The sequence below is a fragment of the Paenibacillus sp. SER-28 genome, assembly GCF_052906305.1.
Genome location: NZ_JBRECM010000012.1, coordinates 65,426 through 90,519, shown reverse-complemented (window position 1 = coordinate 90,519; position 25,094 = coordinate 65,426). Strand labels below are relative to the sequence as shown.

At 46.4% G+C, this 25,094-nt stretch carries 27 protein-coding genes and 1 riboswitch; of the genes, 18 read left to right on the top strand and 9 right to left on the bottom strand.

What is annotated here, in order from left to right:
- Positions 1 to 98: 98 nt before the first annotated feature.
- Positions 99 to 238, top strand: a riboswitch (SAM riboswitch).
- A gap of 136 nt (positions 239 to 374) precedes the next feature.
- The 4 genes from ACUYLD_RS21990 to ACUYLD_RS21975 all read left to right on the top strand — a co-directional run bounded on the left by ACUYLD_RS21990 (position 375) and on the right by ACUYLD_RS21975 (position 3,888).
- Entirely contained in the window at positions 375 to 1,397 is a 1,023-nt protein-coding gene (locus ACUYLD_RS21990) for a methionine ABC transporter ATP-binding protein (RefSeq protein ID WP_165148501.1), read from the top strand.
- Positions 1,394 to 2,062 carry a methionine ABC transporter permease gene (locus ACUYLD_RS21985; RefSeq protein WP_025723588.1) on the top strand — a complete coding sequence of 223 codons (669 nt, stop codon included), beginning with the start codon at positions 1,394 to 1,396 and terminating at the stop codon, positions 2,060 to 2,062. The genes ACUYLD_RS21990 and ACUYLD_RS21985 overlap by 4 nt, the downstream gene beginning before the upstream one ends.
- Before the next feature lie 74 nt (positions 2,063 to 2,136).
- A complete protein-coding gene (locus ACUYLD_RS21980; RefSeq protein WP_446675986.1) occupies positions 2,137 to 2,979 on the top strand; it encodes a MetQ/NlpA family ABC transporter substrate-binding protein in 843 nt (280 codons plus the stop codon).
- A 144-nt stretch (positions 2,980 to 3,123) separates the two neighbouring features.
- Entirely contained in the window at positions 3,124 to 3,888 is a 765-nt protein-coding gene (locus ACUYLD_RS21975) for an SDR family oxidoreductase (protein WP_446675985.1), read from the top strand.
- 92 nt (positions 3,889 to 3,980) lie between these two features.
- Here the strand turns inward: ACUYLD_RS21975 and ACUYLD_RS21970 are convergent, their stop codons facing one another.
- On the bottom strand, positions 3,981 to 4,226 hold the full coding sequence (locus tag ACUYLD_RS21970) for a NifU family protein (RefSeq protein ID WP_013311836.1): 246 nt from the start codon (positions 4,224 to 4,226) through the stop codon (positions 3,981 to 3,983).
- Between the two features lie 87 nt (positions 4,227 to 4,313).
- Here ACUYLD_RS21970 and ACUYLD_RS21965 point away from each other — a divergent pair, with 87 nt between their 5' ends.
- Positions 4,314 to 4,571 carry a YuzB family protein gene (locus ACUYLD_RS21965; RefSeq protein WP_023990179.1) on the top strand — a complete coding sequence of 86 codons (258 nt, stop codon included), beginning with the start codon at positions 4,314 to 4,316 and terminating at the stop codon, positions 4,569 to 4,571.
- 117 nt (positions 4,572 to 4,688) lie between these two features.
- Here ACUYLD_RS21965 and ACUYLD_RS21960 read toward each other — a convergent pair whose 3' ends face one another.
- Together ACUYLD_RS21960 and mqnE are read right to left on the bottom strand one after the other, a co-directional pair.
- Entirely contained in the window at positions 4,689 to 5,756 is a 1,068-nt protein-coding gene (locus tag ACUYLD_RS21960) for an NAD(P)/FAD-dependent oxidoreductase (protein WP_254350152.1), read from the bottom strand.
- A 204-nt stretch (positions 5,757 to 5,960) separates the two neighbouring features.
- Complete coding sequence (gene mqnE / locus ACUYLD_RS21955; protein ID WP_023990177.1) at positions 5,961 to 7,067, bottom strand: aminofutalosine synthase MqnE; 1,107 nt, start codon at positions 7,065 to 7,067, stop codon at positions 5,961 to 5,963.
- Positions 7,068 to 7,440: 373 nt separating this feature from the next.
- Between mqnE and ACUYLD_RS21950 the strand changes: the two genes are divergently transcribed.
- From ACUYLD_RS21950 to ACUYLD_RS21940, 3 genes are all read left to right on the top strand, one after another.
- On the top strand, positions 7,441 to 7,800 hold the full coding sequence (locus tag ACUYLD_RS21950; protein ID WP_013311832.1) for a HesB/IscA family protein: 360 nt from the start codon (positions 7,441 to 7,443) through the stop codon (positions 7,798 to 7,800).
- A gap of 639 nt (positions 7,801 to 8,439) precedes the next feature.
- On the top strand, positions 8,440 to 8,805 hold the full coding sequence (locus ACUYLD_RS21945) for a hypothetical protein (protein ID WP_446675984.1): 366 nt from the start codon (positions 8,440 to 8,442) through the stop codon (positions 8,803 to 8,805).
- A 203-nt stretch (positions 8,806 to 9,008) separates the two neighbouring features.
- Positions 9,009 to 10,583: a sigma-70 family RNA polymerase sigma factor gene (locus ACUYLD_RS21940; protein WP_446675983.1), complete on the top strand. Its 1,575-nt coding sequence runs from the start codon at positions 9,009 to 9,011 to the stop codon at positions 10,581 to 10,583.
- Between the two features lie 146 nt (positions 10,584 to 10,729).
- Here the strand turns inward: ACUYLD_RS21940 and ACUYLD_RS21935 are convergent, their stop codons facing one another.
- The gene (locus ACUYLD_RS21935) at positions 10,730 to 11,608 is read right to left on the bottom strand and encodes a LysR family transcriptional regulator (protein WP_446675982.1); all 879 of its coding nucleotides are present in this window, start codon (positions 11,606 to 11,608) and stop codon (positions 10,730 to 10,732) included.
- Between the two features lie 148 nt (positions 11,609 to 11,756).
- Between ACUYLD_RS21935 and ACUYLD_RS21930 the strand changes: the two genes are divergently transcribed.
- The 6 genes from ACUYLD_RS21930 to ACUYLD_RS21905 all read left to right on the top strand — a co-directional run bounded on the left by ACUYLD_RS21930 (position 11,757) and on the right by ACUYLD_RS21905 (position 15,037).
- A complete protein-coding gene (locus ACUYLD_RS21930; protein WP_069290330.1) occupies positions 11,757 to 12,686 on the top strand; it encodes a DMT family transporter in 930 nt (309 codons plus the stop codon).
- Between the two features lie 84 nt (positions 12,687 to 12,770).
- On the top strand, positions 12,771 to 13,385 hold the full coding sequence (locus ACUYLD_RS21925) for a hypothetical protein (protein WP_069290329.1): 615 nt from the start codon (positions 12,771 to 12,773) through the stop codon (positions 13,383 to 13,385).
- Between the two features lie 9 nt (positions 13,386 to 13,394).
- Positions 13,395 to 13,739: a YkvA family protein gene (locus ACUYLD_RS21920; RefSeq protein WP_013311822.1), complete on the top strand. Its 345-nt coding sequence runs from the start codon at positions 13,395 to 13,397 to the stop codon at positions 13,737 to 13,739.
- A 28-nt stretch (positions 13,740 to 13,767) separates the two neighbouring features.
- Positions 13,768 to 14,094 (top strand): hypothetical protein, encoded by a 327-nt coding sequence (locus ACUYLD_RS21915; protein ID WP_061829831.1) that lies wholly within the window; start codon positions 13,768 to 13,770, stop codon positions 14,092 to 14,094.
- An 18-nt stretch (positions 14,095 to 14,112) separates the two neighbouring features.
- Positions 14,113 to 14,403: a hypothetical protein gene (locus ACUYLD_RS21910; protein ID WP_013311821.1), complete on the top strand. Its 291-nt coding sequence runs from the start codon at positions 14,113 to 14,115 to the stop codon at positions 14,401 to 14,403.
- Positions 14,404 to 14,716: 313 nt separating this feature from the next.
- On the top strand, positions 14,717 to 15,037 hold the full coding sequence (locus ACUYLD_RS21905) for a hypothetical protein (protein ID WP_014277849.1): 321 nt from the start codon (positions 14,717 to 14,719) through the stop codon (positions 15,035 to 15,037).
- Between the two features lie 157 nt (positions 15,038 to 15,194).
- Here ACUYLD_RS21905 and ACUYLD_RS21900 read toward each other — a convergent pair whose 3' ends face one another.
- The 3 genes from ACUYLD_RS21900 to ACUYLD_RS21890 form a co-directional block, all read right to left on the bottom strand.
- On the bottom strand, positions 15,195 to 16,052 hold the full coding sequence (locus ACUYLD_RS21900) for a 1,4-dihydroxy-6-naphthoate synthase (RefSeq protein ID WP_069290327.1): 858 nt from the start codon (positions 16,050 to 16,052) through the stop codon (positions 15,195 to 15,197).
- Positions 16,053 to 16,715: a futalosine hydrolase gene (locus tag ACUYLD_RS21895; RefSeq protein WP_069290326.1), complete on the bottom strand. Its 663-nt coding sequence runs from the start codon at positions 16,713 to 16,715 to the stop codon at positions 16,053 to 16,055.
- Between the two features lie 201 nt (positions 16,716 to 16,916).
- The gene (locus tag ACUYLD_RS21890) at positions 16,917 to 17,162 is read right to left on the bottom strand and encodes a hypothetical protein (protein ID WP_007431922.1); all 246 of its coding nucleotides are present in this window, start codon (positions 17,160 to 17,162) and stop codon (positions 16,917 to 16,919) included.
- A 307-nt stretch (positions 17,163 to 17,469) separates the two neighbouring features.
- Here ACUYLD_RS21890 and ppk1 point away from each other — a divergent pair, with 307 nt between their 5' ends.
- Positions 17,470 to 19,578, top strand: coding sequence for a polyphosphate kinase 1 (ppk1, locus tag ACUYLD_RS21885; protein ID WP_446675981.1), 2,109 nt, complete (start codon positions 17,470 to 17,472; stop codon positions 19,576 to 19,578).
- On the opposite strand, the gene ACUYLD_RS21880 is transcribed toward ppk1, so the two are convergent.
- Positions 19,538 to 21,073, bottom strand: coding sequence for a Ppx/GppA phosphatase family protein (locus ACUYLD_RS21880; protein ID WP_446675980.1), 1,536 nt, complete (start codon positions 21,071 to 21,073; stop codon positions 19,538 to 19,540). The genes ppk1 and ACUYLD_RS21880 overlap by 41 nt on opposite strands.
- A 217-nt stretch (positions 21,074 to 21,290) precedes the next feature.
- On the opposite strand from ACUYLD_RS21880, the gene ACUYLD_RS21875 reads away from it, so the two are divergent.
- Both ACUYLD_RS21875 and sda read left to right on the top strand, forming a co-directional pair.
- The gene (locus tag ACUYLD_RS21875) at positions 21,291 to 21,947 is read left to right on the top strand and encodes a YheC/YheD family protein (RefSeq protein WP_235308433.1); all 657 of its coding nucleotides are present in this window, start codon (positions 21,291 to 21,293) and stop codon (positions 21,945 to 21,947) included.
- A 281-nt stretch (positions 21,948 to 22,228) separates the two neighbouring features.
- Entirely contained in the window at positions 22,229 to 22,372 is a 144-nt protein-coding gene (sda, locus tag ACUYLD_RS21870) for a sporulation histidine kinase inhibitor Sda (RefSeq protein ID WP_007431918.1), read from the top strand.
- A 160-nt stretch (positions 22,373 to 22,532) separates the two neighbouring features.
- Here sda and ACUYLD_RS21865 read toward each other — a convergent pair whose 3' ends face one another.
- Positions 22,533 to 23,537, bottom strand: coding sequence for an NAD(P)/FAD-dependent oxidoreductase (locus ACUYLD_RS21865; RefSeq protein ID WP_023990157.1), 1,005 nt, complete (start codon positions 23,535 to 23,537; stop codon positions 22,533 to 22,535).
- A 238-nt stretch (positions 23,538 to 23,775) separates the two neighbouring features.
- Between ACUYLD_RS21865 and ACUYLD_RS21860 the strand changes: the two genes are divergently transcribed.
- The gene (locus ACUYLD_RS21860) at positions 23,776 to 24,966 is read left to right on the top strand and encodes an NAD(P)/FAD-dependent oxidoreductase (RefSeq protein ID WP_061830117.1); all 1,191 of its coding nucleotides are present in this window, start codon (positions 23,776 to 23,778) and stop codon (positions 24,964 to 24,966) included.
- Positions 24,967 to 25,094 lie beyond the last annotated feature (128 nt).

The window sequence follows — 25,094 nt, the reverse complement described above, 5'->3', positions numbered from 1 at the left end:
TAAACTATCTATACTGAAACCTAGTTTCAGAAAAATGCTTGAATTATATTTTTTTATATAAACTTAACGGACAGCTAAAGCTGGAGTTTAACATATTTTTCTTATCCAGAGAGGTGGAGGGACTGGCCCGATGAAGCCCGGCAACCCGTTCTTTCCCGGTGTAATACACTGGGAGGGAACATGATGGTGCTAATTCCTACAAAACCGCTAGAGTTATAGCGATTTTGGCAGATGAGAAAAGGTTCGCAAGGTGGGGCCCTTTTCATTCTGTGAAAGGGGCTCTTTTTTGTATAAATAAATAGCGATTTTATACAATCCTGAGAGATGACAACTGGTTAAAAGGGTAAGGAAGAAGTGAAGGGGGTCGCAGCACGTTGATAGAGCTTAAGCAGTTAACCAAGCATTATGGCAAAGGTAACCGACGCGTTAATGCGCTGTCTGGGTTGAATCTTTCTATAAAGCGTGGAGAAATATTCGGGGTGATTGGTCACTCCGGGGCGGGGAAAAGTACATTGATCCGCTGTATTAATTTATTGGAACGCCCTACTTCAGGTGAAGTATGGGTAGACGGGGTAAACCTCACCACTGTGAGTCAATCCCAATTACAAATGCAGCGCCGAAAAATCGGAATGATTTTTCAGCATTTTAATTTGTTGTCCTCGGCGACGGTGTATGACAATATTGCATTTCCATTGCGGCTGGTAAACACGCCCAAGCAGAAGCTGGACAAGAAGGTTCGTGAACTGCTGGAATTGGTGGGTCTCGAAGAACACAGTGGAAAATATCCGTCACAGCTCTCAGGTGGACAGAAGCAACGGGTAGGAATTGCACGGGCGCTGGCTAGTGATCCTCATGTATTGCTGTGTGACGAAGCGACTTCAGCGCTTGATCCGCAGACGACGGGGTCTATCCTGAAATTGCTGCTGGATATTAATCAGCGCTTTAATTTAACCATCGTACTGATTACACATGAAATGCATGTCATTCAAAGCATCTGTGATAAAGTTGGCGTCATTCATCAGGGCGACATCGTGGAGCAAGGTCCGGTAGCGGAAGTATTTTTGAAGCCGCAGCACCAGGTAACCAAGGACTTTATTCAACGGGAGTCAGAACATCCCGAAGAGTTACAAGCAGCGATTGCGGCAGCAGGTGGCGGCGAGTCAGCGCAGGTGGTGCGTATCTCCTTCTTGGGCAGCAAAACATATGATGCGATTCTGTCGCGTACGGCTCGAAGTACTGGTGTTGATTTTGCGATCTTGCAGGGAACCATATCTACGATTAAAAATGTACCCTATGGACAGCTAATCGTTCGTTTTGAAGGAAATCATGAGGATATAGAGCATACGCTGCGCGAAGTGTCCGGGCAAGGACTTGATGTGGAGGTGATTGGACAATGAGCGAACTTGATTTTTCACAAGTGAGTTGGGAAGAGCTAGGGAATTCTACGCTGGAAACCCTTCAGATGCTTGGGGCATCGGCATTGTTCACCCTCATTATTGGTTTGCCGCTCGGCATATTATTGTTTCTGGCGAGTCGCTCCTCGTTAACTTTGATGAAGGTGATATACATTGTATTATCATTCATCGTTAACATTTTACGTTCCGTACCCTTTATCATTTTGATCGTTGCACTTATTCCTTTTACACGATCGCTGGTAGGTACCTCGACCGGGGTGTTGGGAACCATCCCACCTTTGGTTATCGGGGCTGCTCCATTCTTCGCACGTCTTGTCGAAACGTCTCTGCGTGAAGTGGACAAGGGCGTCATCGAAGCCGCACAAGCGATGGGTGCCTCGACAGGACAAATTATCCGGCGGGTGCTGTTACGTGAGGCACTTCCGGGTCTGCTCGCTGCATTAACCATTACCGTCGTTACACTCGTATCCTACACGGCAATGTCCGGGATGATCGGGGGCGGTGGACTAGGTACACTGGCTATCAACTACGGCTATTATCGTTATGAAACGGCTGTCATGATCGTTGCGGTCGTGCTGATGGTCGTATTGGTACAATTGCTGCAAATGGCGGGAGATCGCCTCGTGCGGCATTATACTCGAAAATAGGGAAAATATATAGATATCCTTATTGATCAGGACGTCTGCTCCTGAATATTACAAATTATTGGAGGGGTAATAACATGAAGAAATGGGTATTGGCTGTATTAAGCTTGACATTAATTGCGGTGCTGGCGGCTTGCGGTACAAAGAGCACAACATCGGATACAAACAATGCGAACCAAAATACAGGCGGATCACCACGTGAAGTGGAACTGAAAGTTGGAGCTTCTCCTGTGCCGCATGCGGAAATTTTGGAAGCGATCAAACCTCAGTTGGAAAAAGAAGGGGTTCGTCTCCAAGTCGTTCAGTTTAATGACTATGTACAGCCGAACGTACAATTGTTTGACAAGCAACTGGATGCTAACTTCTTTCAACATGTACCTTACTTGGATGTGATGAACAAAGAGCGCAAAATGGATCTGGTTTCTGTGGGCGCAGTTCATTTGGAGCCATTCGGTATCTACTCCCAAAAATATAAAAAGCTTGATGAAATCCCAGATGGCGCAACTGTAGCCATTCCGAACGATGCGACAAACGGAGGCCGTGCTTTGCTGTTGTTGGAGAAACAAGGTCTGATCAAGCTGAAAGACGCAAGCAACATTGAAGCTACGGTAAAAGATATTACTGAAAATAAGAAAAACCTGAAATTCAAGGAGCTGGAAGCGGCTATGCTGCCACGTCAGTTGCCTGAAGTGGATATTGCGTTGATCAACACGAACTACGCTTTGGAAGCGAAGCTGAACCCTACGAAGGATGCACTGGCACTGGAAGACAAGGATTCTCCATATGCTAACGTTCTGGTAGCACGTCCTGATAATAAAGATTCCGAAGCGATTCAGAAGTTGCATAAAGCTTTGCAATCTCCAGAAACTAAAAAATTCATCGAAGATAAATACCAAGGCGCAATTATCCCGGCATTTTAAGTAGGGAACGAGAACGCATTGCACGCAACCCCCAGATTCTCTTGAACAAGAGGACTGGGGGTTTCTTTTTGGATGGAGTTGTAGGGGAAGCTTAAATATTTTATACTTGGGGGTGACCGTTCTCTGTGAAGAGGAGGAAAACTGTTGAGAGACAAAGTCGCACTCATAACGGGCAGTGCCAAAGGTTTAGGTAAAACGACCGCTCTGCGTCTGGCTGATGAAGGCTGTGATATTGCACTAAATTATGTGCATAGCCAAGCTGAAGCCGAAGCGCTTAAGCAGGTGATTGAGTCCAAGGGAGTACGCTGCCTGTCTTTACAAGGGGATATCTCTGTTCAGGAAGATATCACGAGGCTGATTGGTGAAGTACAGGATCGGCTAGGCGGAGTCGATATTATGGTGAATAATGCCGGACCGTTCATCCGGGAACGCCGTCTGTTTGCGGATTACAGTGTAGCTGAGATTCATGCCATGATACAAGGGAATCTGGTCGGTACCATGTTGCTGGATCATTTGGTATTACCCCACATGCGTAGCCAGCAATGGGGACGTATTATTCATTTTGGCTTTGGTCATGCTGGAGAAGCAAGGGCTTGGCCGCATCGCGCCGTCTACGCAGCCGCCAAGGTGGGACTGGTGTCTTTTACGAAATCACTGGCTGTGGAGGAAGCTCCTTATGGTATTACGGTCAATATGATCTGTCCAGGGGATATTCGAGGAGCAAATAAGGAAATGTCAATCGCCGATGTCATCGGCATGCAGGATAAAGAGACACCGCGTGGACGTCCGGGGAGCGGAGAGGACATTGCGCGAGTGATCGCCTATTTGTGTGAGGAGCATTCGGATTTTATAACAGGTAATATTATGGATGTATCGGGAGGATTAGACCCTATTCGGCCAACCATATAAGCTTGAGTGCTCCCTCAGACGCTGTAACACAAAAAAGAGTCTTGAGCTTCGTTACCGAAGTCAAGACTCTCATGATCATTATGCATCAAGCATTAGAATACTTGTACCACTTCTTGGACGCCGTCGACTTCTTCGAGAAGAGCACGTTCAATCCCGGCTTTCAGCGTGATTGTGGAACTTGGGCAACTGCCGCAAGCGCCTACCAGCTTCAGCTTAACGATGCCGTCTTCAACGTCAACCAGCTCAACGTCGCCACCATCGCGTTGCAGGAACGGACGGAGCTTATCCAGTACATCAGCTACTTCATCATACATTTGAACGCTTTGTGTTTCGCTCATTAGAATTCAACTCCTTTCCTATACCTTTATTATTATATTACAAAGCGGGCCAAATTAAAATGCCCGTCATCCAAAGCAGGTGAAAAAATGTTAAGACCTATTATTGAGTTTTGCACCAGTAATATGCATTGGGGTACCGATGAAATCATGTCCAAGCTGGAACAGAATCCGGATTATGATGTGATTGAATACGGCTGCCTAAGCAATTGCGGTCAGTGCAACGCCGAACCCTATGCGATGGTCAACGGTGAGATTGTATCCGCGGATTCAGCAGAACTTCTGTATGAAGTGATTATGAACAAAATTAAGGAAGCTGAAGCATGGGATAACCTAGATTTGGATTGAAATATAATGCTCTGTTAGCCAGCTCCTTTTTGTAGAGAAATATACATCATGCAAACACTCAAGAAACAAAGAAGACCTGCTCTGAGAGCGGGTCTTCTTTGTTTGTTTAGCATACGTTTATCCAAAATGGCGTTTGGACTTCCAGAGCACACCGCTTTTAAGCAGGCGTGGTACTCGTCCGCGCAATGAGGTACTACCCATAAAGCCATAGCCGAACCCGGCCTTCTTGCCAAGTGCGCCTAATGTACCGCGCAGCTTTAAAGGATGCGGATGAGGCGTTTGACCCTTCCACAGGTCGCGTACAATGTGTGCGATCTGCTCCCCTTGCACTTCTGCCGCTTGAGCGCTTGGAGAGTAGGGAAGGCTCGCACAGTCTCCGACCACATACACCTCAGGATGGTCCGGTATTTGATAATATTCGTTGAGCACGATGCGGCCCTGAGGGTCTTTAGGGACGGCTAAATCCTGCACGATTTTTACCGGCTGAATCCCCGCTGTCCATACCACTGCATCCGTTACAATTTGCTCGTCACGGTTATAAATAGCCCCCGGCTCAATACGGGAAACCGCAACATGATTCAGGGCATTAACCTGATGCTCCTTGAACCAAGCATGTACATAGGCAGACAAACGTTGCGGGAATGCCGACAGCACCCGCTCGCCCCGATCCATAATGGTAATATTCAAATCCGTACGGCTTTCACGTAACTCCGCAGCAATCTCAACACCGCTCAGACCGCCGCCTACAATATGGACATGTCCATATGGCTTGATTTCGTTCAAGCGCAGATAGGTTTGGCGGGTATGGTTAAACGACTGGATCGTACAGCTGTGTTCTTCAGCCCCCGGTGTATTGTGAAAGCGGTCGGTACAACCCAACGCAATGACAAGCTGGTCATAGGGCAAGGGTTCACCTTCTTGAAAATGGACTATTTTATTCTCCAGATCCATCGAGGTGACCTCTCCATATTTGCGAATAAGACGTTGTTCATCTGGAAAATGCACCCGCAAATCAAAATCAGAAACCGTACCTGCCGCTAGGGCATAATACTCTGTTTTCAATCCCTGAAAGGGCATTCGATCCACTAAAATAACTTGAACATCGTCGGGAATGTGTTTATCCAGCAATTCTTTGGCAATGGTAAGGCCGCCATAGCCGCCCCCCAGAATAACGAAATTTTTCATCAAAATCCGCCGTCCTTTCGCTACCGTGTCCCCGGCAAATGGTCTGGTGTCTCGTCGATCTAACACAAGTTTTTGTTGTTATAAAACCCGAGAATCGGGCCTGCCTTTGGCTGGCAGACCAGCGTATTCCGAGGCAGCATGATGCTGCATGGTGTGAGTAATGGGGATGAAATGCTCGCGGGAAATCTGAATCCGATATTACATTTATTCGAAAACTTCGATTTCGTTATAGAAGGTGTCCCGTTCAACAGGTATGCGTCCGGCACCTTTGACCAGCCAGATTAGCTCTTTGCGGGTCAATCCGGCAGGGGTCAACGCACCTGCGGCATGGCTGATCTGCTCACGCACAATCGTGCCATGCACGTCTGATGCGCCAAAGGTGAGAGCGACCTGCGTCAATTGCGGGCCAATATTAATGAAGTAAGCTTTGACATGGTCGATATTATCCAGCATCAGGCGGCTGATCGCAATGGTTTTGAGATCCTCGTAAGCGGAGTTCCGGCGCATGATGTTGGCGTTTTTGCTTTTCGGCTGCATGGACAGTGGAATAAATACCATAAATCCGTTCGTTTCGTCCTGCAATTCACGAATTTGCAGCATATGTTCAATACGATCCTGATACGATTCGACCGAACCGTACAGCATGGTTGTATGAGTTTTCATGCCGAGATTGTGGGCCGTGCGATGTACTTCGAGATAGCGATCCACGTTGGCTTTCGTAACACGCATCTTCTTCCGATATTCGTCGGACAAGATTTCTGCGCCACCACCAGTCAGGGATTGAAGTCCAGCCTTTTGCAGCTCCTGAAGCACTTCTTTAATACTCAAGCCGCTTATGCGTGTGAAAAAGTCAATTTCCGCTGCTGTGTAAGCTTTCAGTGTAACGTGGGGATATTTTTCATTCAGAGCCTTCAATGAGTCTACATAGTATTGGAAAGGCACATGATTATTATGACCACCGACGATATGGAATTCTCTTACTCCCGGATGGATGTGTTGCTCTACATAATCAATCATTTCCTGCCCGGACAACGTATAAGAGCCGTCCTCCCCCTGATCCTTGCGGAAATTGCAGAACGCGCAGCGCGCTTCGCATACATTGGTGAAGTACAGGCTCATGTTTTCGATAAAATAAACCTTTTTTCCGTTCTTGCGTAAATTAGCTTCGTTAGCCAACTGACCCAGTGTGAGAATGTCGTCAGTTTCATACAAATATATACCGTCTTCAAGGTTCAAACGAATACCGTTCTGTACCTTTTCTACAATTTCCGCCATTCTGCGGTCTGTAAAGGGTGTAACTAATGTGGACATGCCTATTCCTCCTTCAAGTTGCTCTGTGCGAGGCTGTCCGCCAAATCAGCGACACAAGCGCTTGGATGCGCACAGGATGTCCCGTTCCGTCGGTGAGAATCCGGCAGCGCGGATATACGATATGTGAAAAATGTTACAATGCCAGGCTACAATGACGGATGTCTCCAAACATCGCCTTTGAAATGACAAATTTCCGACAGTTTCTTTTACACACTCTTCACCTATTATAAACCTCACACCACCGGTGTTCAATACAAACGAATAGAAAAACAGGTCTTTAAGCCTGTAAGGGAAGGACATTCCATGACTTGAGCACCTGCAAATAGTGGAGTATACTGAAGGAGAACATGAAGTAAAAGAGGAGGATGGAGCTATGATTAACATCACCGATTCCGCTGCTGAGCGTTTGAAGGATATGCTGGAGCAGCAGGAAACGCCGAATATGTTTTTACGTCTGGGTGTTACGCCGGGCGGTTGCACCGGATTTTCGTATGCAATGGGCTTTGACGACAACGAGACGGATCAGGATATATATATGAACGTACAGGATATGAAGATTGTAGTGGAAAAGGAAAGCATCCGCTACCTGGACGGTCTGGAAATCGACTTTGAAGAGTCTGGAATGTCAGGCGGCTTCACGATTCATAATCCGAATGCTGTAGCTACATGCGGCTGCGGTTCAAGCTTCCGTACGGCTACGGATGCCGGAAAACCGAACGAAGAGCCTTGTTAAGATAGTTTAAAAGGGTACAATGAAAATGAATTGTCTGCAAACCTTCATGATGGGGCGTTAAGAATTCGAAAATGTAAATCAAGACCTCCAGAACGGTATAGTCACGTACTATATTCGTCCTGGAGGTCTTTTTAATGTGTAAAGATTACTTTACTTAAGATCATTATCACTACGTATGGATTGGACCAATTTACTCAGGGCATTAAAAAACGCGAATACAACTGTAAAAAGTAAGAGAACTACGGGTTTAATTTCAATCTCCGAAAAAACACTATATAGAACTAAAAATGCAAAAAAGAGTACTGAGCTATTTACGTTTTGTTTTGTGTAAATAGATTTTATAAAATCCATCGTATCACGCTCCATTTTAATTATAAGAATTCAAAACATATACTATGAGTACCTCATTAATATAATAGAAGTTAACTTGGTATATATACCATTTTGCGGATGATTTTTGAGAGAGAATATATGCGGATGTATTTAATGAACGACTTCTTATACATAAATTACAGTATTGCATACAAACCTCCAGGACTTGTCGAATAAAAAGTTCACATTATTTAAATTAGAGTTTTACTTCACTAAAATTTCAAGTATAGGAACTTACAATTGAATTCTGAGGGGGTGAAGGTATACATGAGCAATCCAGTTGGCTTAAAAAGAGTTACCATGACATATGGACCTGATGATGATCCTCATATGTATGAATTATTTGAGGGAGTTCTGTATGATCGTAGCTATTTCTTTTATCTTGAACATGGGATATTGTGTCTGCGACATATACGAAAGGTAGAACAACCGGATCATCCACATCTTTATGTGGATGGGGAAAGTGGCGGCCTCCAACTAGCAAAGAATATACAGCGTGAGATTATGGAAGTCGTTACAGAACTGATCGAGCGTTTGCGTAGTAAGGATGGACTGGCGTTTTTACTGGATGAACTGCTATGGCTACATGGTCGAAGTCATATTGAACTTAACCTCGTAACAAATAAAGGATGATATATTTCTATTGAAAACCAACAACCTGTAGCTACATTATGCTTCTTTTGAGAAAGAATCTGTTAATATGGTTGCTGTGTACAGCTGTGATCAGTGACGCTATTTATCAATCATTTCATTTTTCCATCAACATGATTTGTAACCTTCCCCCACGGAGTTGGCACTTAAGAATAAGAACACGAAAGAAAAGAGGCTAGGGACGTATGAGGGAGTGGGTTGAAAAGGCGTGGCTAGGGGATGCGGAAGCGTTTGGGCAGCTGATGCTGCATTTTCGCGGAATGGCATATGCCGTGTCCTATGACATGCTGAAGGATGTCCATCTCGCGGAAGATGCCGTGCAGGATGCGTTCATAGAGGCTTATCAGAATCTGGAGAAGCTGCAGACCCCGTCCGCTTTTCCAGGCTGGTTCAAGACCATTGTCGTAAGACAGTGCCAGCGGACGCTGCGGCGCAAGCATCATTCGATGCTTCCTCTGGATGAGGCTGTGCAGGTATCGGGAGGAGTACCGGGTTTGGTAGAAATTGCAGAGCGTAGGGAGGAGAGCCAAGTTCTGCAGCAATCGGTGAAGGCACTGTCTGCCAAGCTGCGCGTGCCTCTGCGGCTGTTTTATTTTTACGGTTACTCTCTTCAGGAAATTTCCGATTATCTGGGCACTCCGGTCCCGACGCTTAAGAAGCGGCTGCACGATGCCCGCCGAAAGTTGAAAGGTACACTCCCGGTGGCCGACCTCGTCTCCGTGTTCAATCATTTGTATGAGGGAGGGCAAAACATGCTACATATTGTTAACGGTGATGTTGTAGGTGACATGTTGAAGCAGGGTGTTGTACAAGGTGACGTGCTTGTATGGAGAGAGGTATATCCGGCAGGACCGATATTTGCAAATCCAGCGGGGGCGGAAGAACGGGCACTACGGGGCCGGGTCCTGGAGGAAACGATAGGTATTCCGGCCAGCGAATTTATTACGGCATGTGAGGAACAAGAGCAGAAACTTCGTGAATTTATCAAGTATGATGAAGTCGTGTTGTGGTTTGAACATGACCTGTTTGATCAGAGCATGCTCGCCTATCTGCTCCACTGGTTCAAGAAACAGAAACTGGGCCGCACAAAGCTGAGCCTGCTCTGTATTGGGGAGTTTCCGGGAATCGAACGATTTCATGGTCTGGGACAGCTCACTCCGGCACAGCTTCAGACATTATCCGGGACCTGGCGAACTATTGAACGGCAAGAGATGGAGCTCGGAAGCGAGCTTTGGCAGGCGTATGCTTCTCCTGATCCTGCTCAAATGGCTAATCTGCTGGAAGACAAGAAGGCAGAACTGGCAGCATCTGGCCTACCTTTTGCCTATGAAGCCTTCACAGCACATCTCAAGCGGTTGCCCTCGGAGCGGAATGGTCTTGGCATTGTGGAACAGACCACGCTTCAGACCGTTCATAATGGAGTGGATACGCCATTGGAATTATTTCGTCAGGTAACAGACGTTCTGCATGTGCTCGGCATGGGTGATCTCGAATACTGGAAATTTATTCGTGCTTTGGTGCAAGGTGAACATCCTTTGCTGATGATTGACGGGGATGAGGCTGGCTTGGATTACAGACAAATTCCGGATTTTCTGAACCGAAAGGTAATTCTGACAGAGTTGGGTAAAGAGGTACTGAATGGATCAGTGGACCGCATTGCAGTTCAAGGAATCGACGAGTGGTTTGGGGGGCTGCATCTCCATGGACATGAGGTTTCTTGGCGATGGGATGATTTGGCTGGTGGATTGGTCCGACATTGAAGAAAGTACAGAAGCAGATTGTTTAAAGTGCGAAAGAGTTTTCCGTTTATGGAAAACTCCTTTTTATTTTTTAAGTACACCATATTAAGACAAGAAAAGTATTTAGGAAACATTATACACCTGCCAAAATCTCGTTACCGATGCTTCTACTGTTTCGAATCCGTAAATAGCTCCTGCACGGTTCGCACAAATAACTGTACAGCAAGTGAAGCATTATGCAGGGATGGTACAGCGATACCGATTTGGCGTGTGATCAGAGGTGAAGTCTCCTTGACGGTCAGATCATGGGGGAACGTGGACAAGGCGAGTGAAGAGACAATACCCATACCTAGTCCCTGTCGAACCATGCTGACCAAGGTGCTGATATTATGAGTAATGAACTGTGCCTGCAACTGACTTTGCTCGCGTTCAAAACCTTCCATAATGGCGACCTCATGTCCACCTTTACAAAAGATCATATCCTGCTGATTCAAGTCTCGAATGGCGATTTTATTGTGCGATTGTAGAGGGTGACCGTCTGGCAGGAGAATAACCATGTCATCCTGACATAAAGGGATGACATCTACCTGAGGGTCTGGTAACAGGATGATACCCGCTTCGATTTCTCTGGTATGAACCCACTCCTTGACCTCATTCGTGGAGCCTTCATGTAGGTCGAAAACAAGGTTCGGATAATGCTGACGAATATGATGAATAATCGGGGGCAGAAAATAGGCTGAGGCAGAAGGAAAGGCCCCGATCGTGATCGTGCCCACGTCTAGACCTTTTTCAGCAGCCACCTGCTGCTGTACCTTTTCCATGCTTTGCAGCATCATGCGGAATTGCAGCAGTACCTTGTGCCCGATATCGGTCAGCAGCACTCCTTTTTTTCGGTCGCGCAGCAATAGCTGAACATCCAGCTCGTTTTCGATGCTTGCGATGGCATGGCTAACCGCGGGCTGCGTCATATGCAGCTCATGGGCAGTTTGGGTGAAGTTTAGCGTTTCAGCTACACGAACGAAGATCATAATTTGAGTAATGGTCATAAGTGAAAAGTTATCTCCCTCATTGAAAACATTCATTTTATTTATTAGTGACCACAGTATACGCTAGTAAAGCAAAACTTTGCAAACGGCTATTCATATTTTAGTCGTAAGCAATGAACGATGAAAATCTAAGGGAGAGAAGATATCTATGAAAAAATTAACACCTAAAGCCACGCTGTGGCTTGTCTTGATATTAGTAATGGTATGGGGGATCAACTGGCCGTTGACCAAGCTGGCTTTGCCAGATACGCCGCCGATATTTTTTTCAGGACTCCGTACCCTACTGGGTGGTGTGATTCTGCTGTTGTTCGCTATGCGTCATCGGGAAACCTTACGCTTTAGACAGAATGGGTGGACTTATCTGGTGCTGGCCATATTTAATATTGCAGGCTACTATGGCTTGCAGACGGTAGGGTTGCGTTATTTGCCTGCTGGGTTGTTTTCCACTTTAGTATTCCTTCAGCCGATCCTGTTAGGATTATTCTCCTGGATGTGGTTGGGGGAGCGTATGTTTCCCCTGAAGGTCATTGGACTGGTGCTGGGTTTTGGCGGGGTGATTGTGATTAGCTCTGGTGGAATGGCAGGGCATTTATCGGTACTGGGCATTGTGTTGGGGCTAGCTTCAGGACTGTGCTGGGCGCTCGGAACGATTTATATGAAGAAAAAAAGCCAACAGTTGGATTCCATTTGGGCGGTGACGATGCAGCTCGTTTTGGGAGGGATTATACTTAATGGGATTGGATTTACGACCGAGAAATGGAGCGATATTCACTGGACGACCTCCTTTATCGCGATTTTATTGTTTATTTCGATATTCGTGATTGCGATGGGCTGGATGATTTATTTTAAACTAATCGACAACGGAGATGCGGGAACCGTCGGCTCCTATACGTTTATGATTCCGGTGTTGTCCACGGTCTTTAGTATGGTAATGCTCAAGGAATCACTTACTTTGACGTTTGTTGTGGGGCTGGTGCTGATCGCAGGCAGTGTGTATCTGGTAAATACAGCATCTCCCGGAAAACGAAAGAACCGAAGCTCAAAGGCTGATGAAACGAATTCCTGTACAAATGCATAGTAATATTGAATTAGGAAAAATATACTAGATTATCAGAGAGGGGAATAGTAAAATATGACTATATAAGTAGAGAGGAAGTTTGGTATGGGAGAATTAAGCAGTCATACTCAGTCTGTGGAGCCGCAACCACATTCTGTTCGTAAGCTCGCAGTTGTAGCAACAGTCATTTCAGGAGTAGCAGTACTAGGATGTATAGCCTTGGGGGGATGGAATTATAATCTGAATACGAAGGTAAATACTTTAACTAGTGCGAACGCTTCACTAAATAAGACAACACAAGCATTAACGAAGCAACAAAACGATACAGCGGCGCTACTGGAACGAGTTAGATTAACAGCAAACCTGTCAGCCATAACGCATATGTTAGAGCAGACATCTGTCGTCACCGATGATTTTGTATTGGAAAAAGTGACTTTTGATGTAACAGAAGATGGCACGTTGAAGGGTGTGCTACTGAATGTGAACAATCAACCTAATCTCGGTTTTGGCGGTGCTTATCAAGGTTATGGTAAATATAATATGTCCTCTGCTGCATTGACGAAGAAGGCGGAGGAAGTTATAAACATAGCTATGAAAGGGTACGGTACATCTGACAAGCTTCCGGTGTGGGATAAGAACACGAAGGTGGAAATGACGGTTCAAAATTATCCGCTTGGTAAGCGGGAAGGTGGCACTTTCAAACTTACCGGTCAGCAATAGGAGGAACCTATGAAGGATTTTGACGTAACCAAAGCCAAGTATGATCCAAAACAGGAAGAACAGGTGAAAAAGGGATTTTTCAACAAGGTGAAGTCCACGGCTGGAAAAGTTCCCTTTGTGAAGGATGCGGTGGCTATGTACTATTGTGCGATAGATCCTGAAACGCCTCTGTATGCCAAAGGGGTAGCATTCGGAGCCTTGGCGTATTTTATTTCTCCATTAGATGCCATATCAGATGTTATTCCGATGTTGGGCTTTACAGATGATGCTGGGGTTGTGCTAGCAGCCTTAAAAGTGTTGGACATGCATATCAAGCCTGTCCATCGGGAGAAGGCGAGCGAATTTTTGTCTTAAGGAATGCAAGTGGAGCGGGGGAGAAGGAATGGACAGATATACACCTACAGCGAGGGAGCGCTGGCAGATGAAACAGAGCGAGTCGCAGCCGCAGGGCTGGGTGCTCGCTCTATTTGGCTGGATTTTTGCAGGTTTGGGGTTCATATTTAGTTTTTTTGTCTTTGGAGGATTGTTGGGTGTCTTAGGTTTGGTTTTCGGAATTTTAACGAAACGAATGGAGCAAAGAAACACGCAGGGCATTTTCATTATTGTAATCAGCTCCGTTGCTATTGGCATCGGCCTATTGATTTTTATGATTTTTTTTGCGCAAGGTTTTGTAGAGGGTCTGAGAGAAGGGTATAATGAGCATTATTAGGTCAGGGAGGTAACAGCATTGAGCGTCATTATTTCACAGCAGATCTCGGCAACGGGCGTGAAGGAATATACGAAGGTGATGAAAACATTTGATTCCCAGTTTACACCTTTGGTTGGACAGAAAATCAGGGATACGGCATTTGGCGATATGCAATATTACGATGTCGAGGACGTATTTATTGATTTAGCGGAGAATGAATATTGGGTAATTCTACCTGCCGTTTTGCTGCATTCTGATGATATTGAGGATATACGAGACGCTGTGCGTGAGTATCGTTCACATGGTTGGGAATGTACGAAGCCTCTGTAAATGCATACCACTTGGGCCTCTATACGGAAACGTCTTTCTTTTGCGAGATAGGCGTTTTTTTGTGTATTTGTGTATAAACTATTCCTAATGATTGGCATGAAAAGAAAGAATTTATGCTGAAAATGCGCAAATTGTATCATTTTTTATCATAAAACGACAAGTTGGGAAATGAAAACGGCCTTAATGTGTTATACTTAGTATATCAAAGGACAAGAGTCTAAAACGACCGGTAAGGCCCTTTCTTTGAAGAGCCTCTGAAAGGTTCAACGTTTATCCAAAATAAATGGTCAAAAGGAAAAGGGGAAATGCTAACGTGAGAGTGAATTTGAAATTTACTAACAAAGGGCAAGTTGCAGTTGAGAAGTTCAACAATGAGGAGCTTATCGAAATCTTTACCCGCTACATTAAAACGTTAAGCAAGAAGTATGATATCTCGGTTACCGTACCGGAGGATCTGAATGAGCAGATCTTGGCAGAGGGCACCGTGAAGGTCGTGTTGGATAAGATTAATTGTGACATGGATGCTTTTTTCAAGGAGCTGAGCCGGGATATCAAGGTGCCGCTGGTCAAAAGATTGGGTACCAAACTGGATAACGTATTTAAGACCGAGGTTGTGGAGCAGGAACAGAACTAAGAATAAGGATCAAGCGAGCCCGAATGAGGATTCGCCATATGAAATGATAAAACCTCCCGAATGGGGCGCACGGCTAGGCCATGTGCTCGTTCGGGAGGTTTTATATGTTTAAACTACTCTATTCAGCAGGAAAACATGCATGGCTTGTCTGTCCCTTTTAACGTGTTGTTGTGGAATTAGGGCGCAGTTGGGCTAAATCAAACGAAGGTACCAGCCCTTCCTGCGCAGCGCGACCAAGCAAAGCTTCGATGGCGGCATATCCGCTGTCGCCCAAATTGGCGGTAAAATCGTTAACATACAGGTCGATATGAGATTGGGCGACATCGGGTGAAAGCTCCTGCGCATGAGACAATACATATTCACGCGAAGCTTCTGGATGCTTCCAAGCGTATTCGACAGAGGCGCGTATCCAGTTTGTGATCGCATCCAAATCCAGCGTACGTCGGGCAATAATGGCTCCGAGCGGGATTGGGAGCCCTGTATCTTCTTCCCACCAGTTCCCCAGATCGACTTGCTTACTAAGTCCGTAGGACGGATACGTGAACCGTGCTTCATGAATGACTAGCCCGGCATCTATCTCCCCGTCACGGACAGCAGGCATGATTTGGTCGAACGGCATCACGACGATCTCGCCGACACCCCCAGGCACATGCTTGGCTGCCCACAGGCGGAACAGCAGATAGGCAGTGGAACGTTCACTCGGAACGGCTACACGCTTGCCGGATAGGGCTTCCGGGCCTTCGACGGTGGAACCTTCCTTGGTCAGCACGAGCGGACCACACCCCCGGCCCAGTGCGCCTCCGCAAGGCAGCAGGGCGTATTCATCCAGCACCCAAGGGAGTGCAGCATACGAAATTTTCATGATATCCAGTCCGTCTGGTGTGATCGCCAGATTGTTGGTGATGTCGATATCGGCAAATGTAATGTCCAGCGCGGGTGCGCCCGGAATCAATCCATGCGCCAGGGCATGGAAGACAAAAGTGTCGTTGGGACAAGGTGAAAAAGCAATTTGCATCTATATAACCTCCGTTAATGTAGAAAATGCGGCTTCCAACGCTTGCAAAGCCTCTTTGATCCGCCAGGCTGCACGGTCACGTGGACCGACAGCATTGGAAATCGTGCGGATTTCCATCGTCGGTAGTTCCAGCCTATTTGCCGCCACGGCTACGCCGTAGCCTTCCATCGCTTCGGCAGCAGCTCCGGGAACGCGCTTGGCCAGCCGTTCCGCTGTTGCCGCCGTACCGGTGGCCGTGGAGACGGTCAGGATCGGCCCCGCGACAGCCGTCTGTCCAGCAGCGCGCAGCGCCTGAACGAATCGCTGCGCGGTGGCAACGTTCACGGCAATTCGGCTTGAGCCGAAACCCAGCTCGTCCACGCTGCTGAAGCCCTCTGCCGTCTCGGCTCCTAGGTCGGCGGCAATGATCGCGTCAGCAACAACGACGCTTTCCAGTGCAGCGACCTCCACGAAGCCGCCACCAATTCCGGCGCTGATGACCAGATGGTAGTCACCAGCTGCCGCTAGTGCTAGCGCGGTTGAAGCCGCTGCGGACGGTGCGCCCACGCCAGCCAGCTCGACCACAAAACGGGTATCGCCTTGCAGGCCCCGCAGTACAGCTTCACGTTCGGCTTCAACCGCGGTCATAACCAGGATGCGCCCATCTGATGTTGTATGCTCCATCGGTTAATTCCCCTTTAAATTTAGGTAATATGCTCCCTTATCATACTGCTTTTCGAAACGATGTTCAAAAAAAGTCGACAAAAAAAGCGCTCTGAGGCGCTTTTTGGAAAAACTGCAAGATTCAGCAGATATGAAAATCGGTAGTTGTAAACATTAAACAATTCTAATCTGGAAGAACAGCGCAGGCATAGCATATAATAATTATATCGGCTGATCCTTCGTGATCAACTGAAACATGGTGATATTGCGGTCATAATGGCTTGGGGTTCCATCTTGATTGCGCACCCGAATCATCTCGCTACTGAATAACTCGATATATCCACAGCCAATCTCACAGTATACACCTGTAGGGTCCTCTTGCCAGACCGAAACGAGGTGTTGAGATAGCGCCGCGGTGAAAAATTCGATGTTTTTTTGCAGTACGCGTGGCGTTTTCTTGGGTTCCATAACGTAAATCCTCCCTATATCATGCCATTTGAAAATCAGCAATTGAACGTGACTTCTAAGTGGTTATTACACATCATAATGAACATAAACAACTGAAAAAGGAACGGTTCGTCAATCTACTCTATGAAACAGACGTAAACACTGTACCGCTTAATGCTATTTTTGTAAAGCGTCCGATTGACCTTTTCATACATCCAGTTTGTGTTTACACACATTTTACATTGCGTTTACACTGCTGTGATGCTAGTGCGTTTCATCTAATAGTACAATAAAGGGATACTATACTGCATGAATTGATGGAGGCCATATGTTGATAGAGAGTCAGAATAAGGATAAAGCCGGGTCAGAACGTTACTTTAATCGAGATTTAAGCTGGATTGAATTTAATCGCCGTGTGCTTCAGGAAGCTCAGGATGCAGATACACCGTTGCTGGAGAGAGCCAAATTTTTGGCGATTGTATCTAGCAATTTGGATGAGTTTATGGCTGTTCGTGTTGCAGAGACGCGCGAGAAGATCAAGGCGGGTTTTATGCAAAAGGATTTTACGGGATATACCCCTTCCGGTTTGTACAAACGCCTGATCAAGCGTACCGTCTCGATGGTATCGGAACAATACCGGACCTATCGTGATATTTCTCGCCTCTTGACGAAAAAAGGTCTTTTACTGCTCGAATATGAAGACTTAAATACAACACAGCGCAAGTCGCTGGATGCATATTTTCATGAAATTATATTTCCGGTACTCACGCCGATGGCGGTCGATCAGAGCCGTCCTTTTCCACTGGTTCATAATAAATACGTATATTTAGCGGTCGTCTTGAGACGTCCCGGGGATACGGAGGAGGATAAACCGCTTTTTGCCATTGTGCAGGTGCCTTCGAATATTCCACGTGTTGTTACGGTGCCTTTGCGGTCGAACAGCAAGAAGAAATCATTTATTTTAATTGAGGAACTAATCAAGCATCACATCCAAACGCTGTTCACTGGATATGTTCCGGAGGCGGTTCATGCCTTTCGTGTTACGCGTAACTCCGATTTATCCATTAATGAAGAAGAGATCGAAGATTTGCTCGAAGAGATTGAAAAAGAGCTGCGTCGAAGACGCCGGGGGGCGCCGGTTAGACTGGAAGTAGAAAAAGGGATCCATCCCTATGCCCTGATGGAGCTTCAACGCGAATTCAAGCTGTTCGATCATGTGTTTGAGATGGACGGGCCGTTGGATCTGACGTTTTTGTCGTCTTTTGCCGATCATTTGGAGGGGTATTCGCATTTGAAATTTCCGGCAATCAAACCACTGTATCCGGAAGAACTGCCCCCACAAGAGGATATTTTCAACGTACTTCGCAAACGGGACGTGCTCGTGTACCATCCATATGAATCATTCGATGCGGTAACTGATTTTATCATTGAGGCATCAGAGGACCCGGATGTGATGGCAATCAAAATGACCCTGTACCGTGTCAACGGGGAATCGAAACTGATTCCGGCATTGGCACGTGCGGCCGAATCGGGCAAGCAGGTAACGGTGGTGGTAGAGCTGAAAGCCCGTTTTGACGAGGAACGTAATATTGCCTGGGCGCGTAAGCTTGAAAAAGCAGGCTGTCATGTAGTGTATGGGTTGGTTGGCTTGAAGACGCACGCCAAAATCATTCTTGTCATACGTCATGAGCGTAACGCGCTCAAACGATATGTGCACGTAGGCACAGGCAATTATAATGAAAGCACGGCGCGCGTGTATACGGATATCGGATTGTTTACGTCGGATCCGGTACTTGGAGAGGATGCCTCCGAACTGTTTAATGAAATCACGGGATTCTCTGCGCTCAAGACTTTGCAAGCTTTTACGGTGGCTCCAACAGGAATGAAGAACAAGCTGTTTGAACTCATCCGTAGGGAAGCTGAGCAAGCATTGGCAGGTAAGCCCGCCCGGATTATTGCCAAGATCAACTCCTTATCCAATCAAGAGATGATCGATGAACTATATGCGGCTTCCCAGGCAGGTGTGAAGATTGATCTTATCATTAGAGGGGTTTGTTGTTTGCGTCCCGGTGTGGAAGGATTCAGCGAGAACATACGTGTCATCAGTATTGTAGACCGCTTCCTGGAGCATTCCAGATTGTTTTATTTTGAAAATGGAGGCAAGTCCGAGTTATTTCTGTCCAGTGCAGATTGGATGACGCGCAATTTGACCCGCCGAATTGAACTAATGTGTCCGATTTATGATGACGGGATCAAAGAAATGCTGGCAGATATTCTGCATTTATCGTTAAGGGATAATGTGAAGGCGCGCCAGCTTTTGCCTAACGGCAGCTATCAATTTGTGTCCAGAAACGACAAAGAGGCTCCTATTAGGAGCCAATCTGAAGCGATGAAGGTTAGAAATTGGAAGAAGGTAGAATGGACCACGACAATGTAAGGTTCCAAGCCTTTTGAAAATCCTTGGCAACCGATTCTAGCTCCCGTTGTTCTAATATGGGTTCACTCTTGCTTTCCAGACGAAGATGCAGTGCGTCATCCCCTGTAGAGGGATCGATGCTGGTAATCATTCCTGACTCACTCCGATCCATGCCAATCGCGAGCTGGAGCAGCGAGCCGAGCCGATGTACACGTTCCTCGTCGGAAGGCTCCAAAATATCGGCATGTGTGCGTAGCAAACGAGGAGTCCGGTTCTTGGGATGGTAATCCGCGATCAACGCGGCTAGTACCGTTTCCCTATGGGACAGACCGCCAATGCCTGCATGTAAAATCCAGAATACGGAATTCTGGCGGAAATGATAGTAATTCAAGGCAGCCCCCGTTTTGTAAAGAGTTGCTGCGGTCAGTAACAAGCGCTTGTCCATAGCAGCTGAGGTTCCGTTAGCCAATGTGTCATAAAGACGGACGGCGTACTCGTTAACCCGCTTGACATGCGCTTCGCTAACCGGGACAGCAAACGAAAGGATATTGCGAATGGATGTGATAAGCGGATTAGCTACCACGGGCTGTTCAGCGTTGACCAGCTCATGAAATAGGCCGTCTCGCAGACCCGCTCCACTGACCAAATACGCGGAGCCTTGAGCAGCTTCAAATATCGTTTTCAATATAATAAGACCCGGTACAATGATGTCGGCTCTGTCCTTGGACAGGCCGGCTGTTTTTTTGCGTTTTTCATAGGGAAGATGGGGCAGACTGCCATAGAAGTAATCGACATCTTCTATCGTCATTTCGTAATGGTGCGTCACAGGAAGTGAGTAATCCTGTCGCTTCTGATTGATTTTAGCCAAAGTACGCAGGGTTCCGCCCAGCCCGATGAATGGCAGACCCGGATTGGAGAAGATCCAATCATGATTTTGCAGTGAAGAACGGACAAAGCTCTCCATTTCCTCAATCTGCTGAGGAGACCATTCGCCATTCTTAACCTTACGTCCAAAGCGCCAATTCATATTGACGGCGCCAAAGGGAAATGACACCGTATGCAGTCGCTTTCGATCGCGGAACAGCGTAATTTCGGTACTGCCACCCCCGATGTCAATAATGATTCCGTCACTCACATTCATAGTGTTCACTACGCCCAGAAAACCGGCATAGCCTTCTTGCTCCCCGCTCAGTATTTCCAGTGTTAAATTTGTCTCCTCCGCGATCCATTGGACGATTTCGTCCGAATTCGTGGCATTGCGGATGGCTGCTGTTGCTGCTGCACGCATACGGACCACCCCGTGCATATGGCATACCGCCATAAATTGGCGCAGCAATGGAGCGATGCTTCGAATCGCCTCCCGTTCCATACGGCCGTTGGCCCCAACCTTTTCGCTCAGTCGGGCAGCTTCTTTGCATTCCTGCACAATTCGATAGGCCCCTGTCTCTGTCATTTCATAGATCACCAGACGAATGGAGTTTGAGCCAATGTCCATGATGCCAATTTTGCTATTCATGAGTTGACCTCCTTGTTGAAAAAACGATTTGCCGGTAATTTCCGTTGCTCCGTGCAAATGGTAGTAGATTATTGTCATTGTACCAGTGATGTTCGGTGCATGCTACCGTTCGCCATGATCTTGTCGAAATAGGCACATGCCGCGGACAATCATCCAAGAATAGAACATTCCTGTTGAGTATGTATAAGTATAACTGACGGCGAAAGGAGAGGGTTAGATGAGACAACTTGCAAGCAAATGGCTAAAGACGAAGGCGCTGCTCCACCATCCACATACCGCCGTTTATATACCGGAAACCTGTCTATATAGTGAAGAACAATTGCGCATGATGCTGCGGCGGCATGCTTTTGTATTTATAAAACCTGTGAAAGGAGGCGGAGGAGTCGGAGTCATGCGTGTGGCAAAGGAGCGTAGGGGATACACCTGTACGCGTATGGAGCACACGCACCGGTTCAGTCATTTTAGAGCGCTTGTAATCGGAATCCATAAGCTCCGAATCCAACGTCCATATCTCATTCAACAAGGCATCCAACTGGCAAGTATTCAAGGTAGACCTGTCGACTATCGAGTCAAAGTTGTGAAGGAAGGGCAGAGGTGGGATTTTCGTGCGGTGGTTGCACGTCATGCTCGGCCTGGGCTGGTCATTACGAATCTGTGCAAGGGGGGCACTTTGCTGAAGGGAACAGAGGCACTTCGGATGATATATCCCCGGCGGCTTGCTATTCAAAAGCGGCGAGAGATCATTGAACTTACACAACGCTGTATTCCTGTACTGGAAAGGAGATTTCCCGGGATCGGACAACTGGGATTTGATTACGGGCTTGATCAGAATGGACGCGTATGGATTTTAGAGGTTAATACAAGACCTCAATAATTTCTGTTTTCTTCAATAAAATTCCAATTTAATCTATTAACAAGACGCTAAATATAATATATTTGTATAAATAATAAAAATATTTTTTTTGTGTTCGAGCGTCAAAATTCTGTGTATAAATATTGTCCACATTATCCCCTGTCACATATATGGGTTAACGACACTTACCAACAATTTATACACAGGATTTCCACAATTGACTGTGGATAACAGAACGCTTGTTCCGATTTTGGTATTTTGATAGAATAGATTTTGAAATAAAAGGAAAGGTTGTGTCGAGGATGGCTATGCTGACGGATGAAATGCTTTTGGATTCCTATCAGATGGCAATCGAGCTTAAACTTGAATGTGACTTCATTGCACTGTTGCTGGCTGAGATTCACAAAAGAAATCTAGAGATGAATACAGCCGTAGTCCTTCATTAGACCGGACAAGCTCTCGTACTGCGACTGTAAAGTCATTCAGGGTTCGAATGACTTTACAGACAATCACTGCAACGAATAGGCACACCGTAAAAAAGGGTATTTCACTCCAAAGATTCAAATTTGGAGTAAAATACCCTTTTTTGTCATAGTCTAAACTAGACTACAATTTCATGTTACTGCTGTGGCCGGGAGACAACTTGGCATCTGGATCTACATAGACCTTGGCGTTGTTGACTGCCGTAGGAGCTTCACCAAAGCCGACCGCAATCAGCTTGAGCTTGCCTGGATAGGTCGTAATGTCCCCTGCGGCGAAAATGCCCGGAATATTTGTTTCCTGGCGAGAATCGACCACGATAGAGTTACTTTCGATTTCAATTCCCCATTCAGCAATCGGGCCAAGTGTGGATACAAATCCAAAGTTAACGATCACATCGTCCACTTCAATTTCCTGTGTTTCTTTGGTTTTTACATGAGCAAGAGTGACTTTTGTAATCGTGTCTTCTCCATGCAATTCTGTAATTTCCGTTGGTGTAATAACGTTTACTTTGGAAGCGAGGAGGTTTTCGACACTGTGTTCATGCGCACGGAATTTGTCACGGCGGTGAATCAATGTAACCTGTTCTGCAATCGGTTCTAGCATAAGTGCCCAGTCTACAGCAGAGTCACCACCACCACTGATAAGCACTTTTCGGCCTGCAAATTTGCTCAGGTCGCTGACAAAGTAATGCAGGTTCGTTTTTTCAAAACGCTCGGCACCTGGAAGCTCCAGTCTGCGCGGCTCGAAAGCACCAACACCAGCGGTAATAATAACCGCTTTACCATGATACTCGCCACCTTTGTCTGTTTTTACAATGAAGTGGCGTTCTTCCTTTTTCTCTAACGATACGACTTTCTCTTCTAGCTGCACCTCTGGATTAAAGTGGTTCATTTGTTGAACCAAATTGTTAACCAGTTCTTGTGCAGTCACTTTAGGAAAGCCAGCAACGTCATAAATATATTTTTCAGGATAAAGGGCTGCAAGCTGGCCGCCCAGTTGGGGCATACTTTCAATTAAGGTGACGGATGCCTGACGCATTCCTCCGTAAAAAGCGGCGAAAATACCGGCTGGACCGCCTCCGATAATAATCAGATCGCGGATCTCCGCACCTGTGGATTGAGCTGTCACTCTAAAAACACCTCCGAAAGGGATAGTATGGGATTTGTAGATATTGAATCAGCCGCATAGAGGTTCAGATAGCCGCCGAACGCATGATTCACTGTTTATCATTATAAACTGCTGGGTTCCGCTTGCAAAGTTAAAGCGATTAATATTTGATGAAGACTTTTCTGTGAGTATCAATTAACCGTTTTGAGAGAACAGCTGTGAACAATTAATGATTATGTATATCGGAAGGGGTAGAAGCATGAGCAGTATTCCCAAAATTGTCATTGTGGGCGCCGGATATGGCGGTATATTGACGGCACAGCAATTGCAAAAGGAGCTCAAGCACAATGAGGCGGATGTCACGCTGATCAACCGTCATGATTACCACTATATTACGACACATCTTCATATGCCTGCGGCAGGTACAGATACGATTGAACATTCAAGGATTCCGATTGCGCAGCTAATCGATGAGTTCAAGGTGGATTTAGTCAAAGGAACGGTTAAGGAAATCATACCAAAGGAGAAAAAAATCGTGCTGGAGGATGGCTCGCTGTCCTACGATTATTTGGTCATCGGACTAGGCGGGGAGCCCGAAACATTCGGTATTCAGGGGATGGATAAGTTCGCGCTGACGATTCGCAGTATTAACTCCGTTCGCCTGATTCGTGAGCATATTGAATACCAGCTGGCCTTGTATAAAAATGACGGTAAGCCAGGTCGCCTCAATTTTGTCGTTGGGGGCGCTGGTTTCAGCGGCATTGAGTTTGTAGCGGAGTTGGCGGATCGTTTGCCGCAGCTGGCAAAAGCTTACGACATCGATTTTAACCGGATTCAAATCATTAACGTTGAAGCTGCTCCTACAGCGTTACCAGGATTTGATCCTGAACTGGTGGAGTATGCGATGGATGTCCTTAAGCGTAAAGGAGTTACCTTCCGCATTGGAATTCCGATTAAAGAATGCCTGCAGGATGGTGTAATCGTTGGTGAGGGGGAGAAAATCGAAGCCTGCACGGTGGTCTGGACGGGAGGAATCCGTGGGAACGGATTAATTGAGAAAGCCGGATTCGAAGTGATGCGCGGAAGGGTGAAAATTGACGATTTTCTACGTGCACCAGGCCACGATGATATTTTTATTATCGGGGACAGCTCCCTGATGTTTAATCCCGAAGGGCGCCCCTACCCACCGACTGCCCAAATTGCGATGCAGCAAGGGGTGCTCTGTGCCAAGAATCTGGCCGCTACTCTTCGCAAAAAGGAGCTGCACAAGTTCGTATTTTCCAACAAAGGGACGGTTGCTTCGCTTGGAAAAGGTGAAGCCGTCGCCGTGGTGGGCAAACGCAAAATAAAAGGTTGGGTGGCCGCACAATTGAAAAAAATTGTGGATCTCCGCTATCTGTTCATCATTGGCGGAATTCCACTGGTACTGAAAAAAGGGCGGTTTTTCTAACCTCAGACGAGTAGTCAACATGCAAAAACAATACGAGCAGAAAAAGGTTTCCACAGCTCTTATACAGGAGCTCGGAGGCCTTTTTTTTCATTGTTCTTGTTTTCTATTATAGTTTTAGGTCTTAAAAA

Coding starts and splice junctions, on each gene's coding strand:
- ACUYLD_RS21985 (WP_025723588.1), top strand. CDS start 1,394: ATGAGCGAACTTGATTTTTCACAAGTGAGTTGGGAAGAGCTAGGGAAT.
- ACUYLD_RS21980 (WP_446675986.1), top strand. CDS start 2,137: ATGAAGAAATGGGTATTGGCTGTATTAAGCTTGACATTAATTGCGGTG.
- ACUYLD_RS21970 (WP_013311836.1), bottom strand. CDS start 4,226: ATGAGCGAAACACAAAGCGTTCAAATGTATGATGAAGTAGCTGATGTA.
- ACUYLD_RS21965 (WP_023990179.1), top strand. CDS start 4,314: ATGTTAAGACCTATTATTGAGTTTTGCACCAGTAATATGCATTGGGGT.
- ACUYLD_RS21960 (WP_254350152.1), bottom strand. CDS start 5,756: ATGAAAAATTTCGTTATTCTGGGGGGCGGCTATGGCGGCCTTACCATT.
- mqnE (WP_023990177.1), bottom strand. CDS start 7,067: ATGTCCACATTAGTTACACCCTTTACAGACCGCAGAATGGCGGAAATT.
- ACUYLD_RS21950 (WP_013311832.1), top strand. CDS start 7,441: ATGATTAACATCACCGATTCCGCTGCTGAGCGTTTGAAGGATATGCTG.
- ACUYLD_RS21945 (WP_446675984.1), top strand. CDS start 8,440: ATGAGCAATCCAGTTGGCTTAAAAAGAGTTACCATGACATATGGACCT.
- ACUYLD_RS21940 (WP_446675983.1), top strand. CDS start 9,009: ATGAGGGAGTGGGTTGAAAAGGCGTGGCTAGGGGATGCGGAAGCGTTT.
- ACUYLD_RS21935 (WP_446675982.1), bottom strand. CDS start 11,608: ATGACCATTACTCAAATTATGATCTTCGTTCGTGTAGCTGAAACGCTA.
- ACUYLD_RS21930 (WP_069290330.1), top strand. CDS start 11,757: ATGAAAAAATTAACACCTAAAGCCACGCTGTGGCTTGTCTTGATATTA.
- ACUYLD_RS21925 (WP_069290329.1), top strand. CDS start 12,771: ATGGGAGAATTAAGCAGTCATACTCAGTCTGTGGAGCCGCAACCACAT.
- ACUYLD_RS21920 (WP_013311822.1), top strand. CDS start 13,395: ATGAAGGATTTTGACGTAACCAAAGCCAAGTATGATCCAAAACAGGAA.
- ACUYLD_RS21915 (WP_061829831.1), top strand. CDS start 13,768: ATGGACAGATATACACCTACAGCGAGGGAGCGCTGGCAGATGAAACAG.
- ACUYLD_RS21900 (WP_069290327.1), bottom strand. CDS start 16,052: ATGCAAATTGCTTTTTCACCTTGTCCCAACGACACTTTTGTCTTCCAT.
- ACUYLD_RS21895 (WP_069290326.1), bottom strand. CDS start 16,715: ATGGAGCATACAACATCAGATGGGCGCATCCTGGTTATGACCGCGGTT.
- ACUYLD_RS21890 (WP_007431922.1), bottom strand. CDS start 17,162: ATGGAACCCAAGAAAACGCCACGCGTACTGCAAAAAAACATCGAATTT.
- ppk1 (WP_446675981.1), top strand. CDS start 17,470: ATGTTGATAGAGAGTCAGAATAAGGATAAAGCCGGGTCAGAACGTTAC.
- ACUYLD_RS21880 (WP_446675980.1), bottom strand. CDS start 21,073: ATGAATAGCAAAATTGGCATCATGGACATTGGCTCAAACTCCATTCGT.
- ACUYLD_RS21875 (WP_235308433.1), top strand. CDS start 21,291: ATGAGACAACTTGCAAGCAAATGGCTAAAGACGAAGGCGCTGCTCCAC.
- sda (WP_007431918.1), top strand. CDS start 22,229: ATGGCTATGCTGACGGATGAAATGCTTTTGGATTCCTATCAGATGGCA.
- ACUYLD_RS21860 (WP_061830117.1), top strand. CDS start 23,776: ATGAGCAGTATTCCCAAAATTGTCATTGTGGGCGCCGGATATGGCGGT.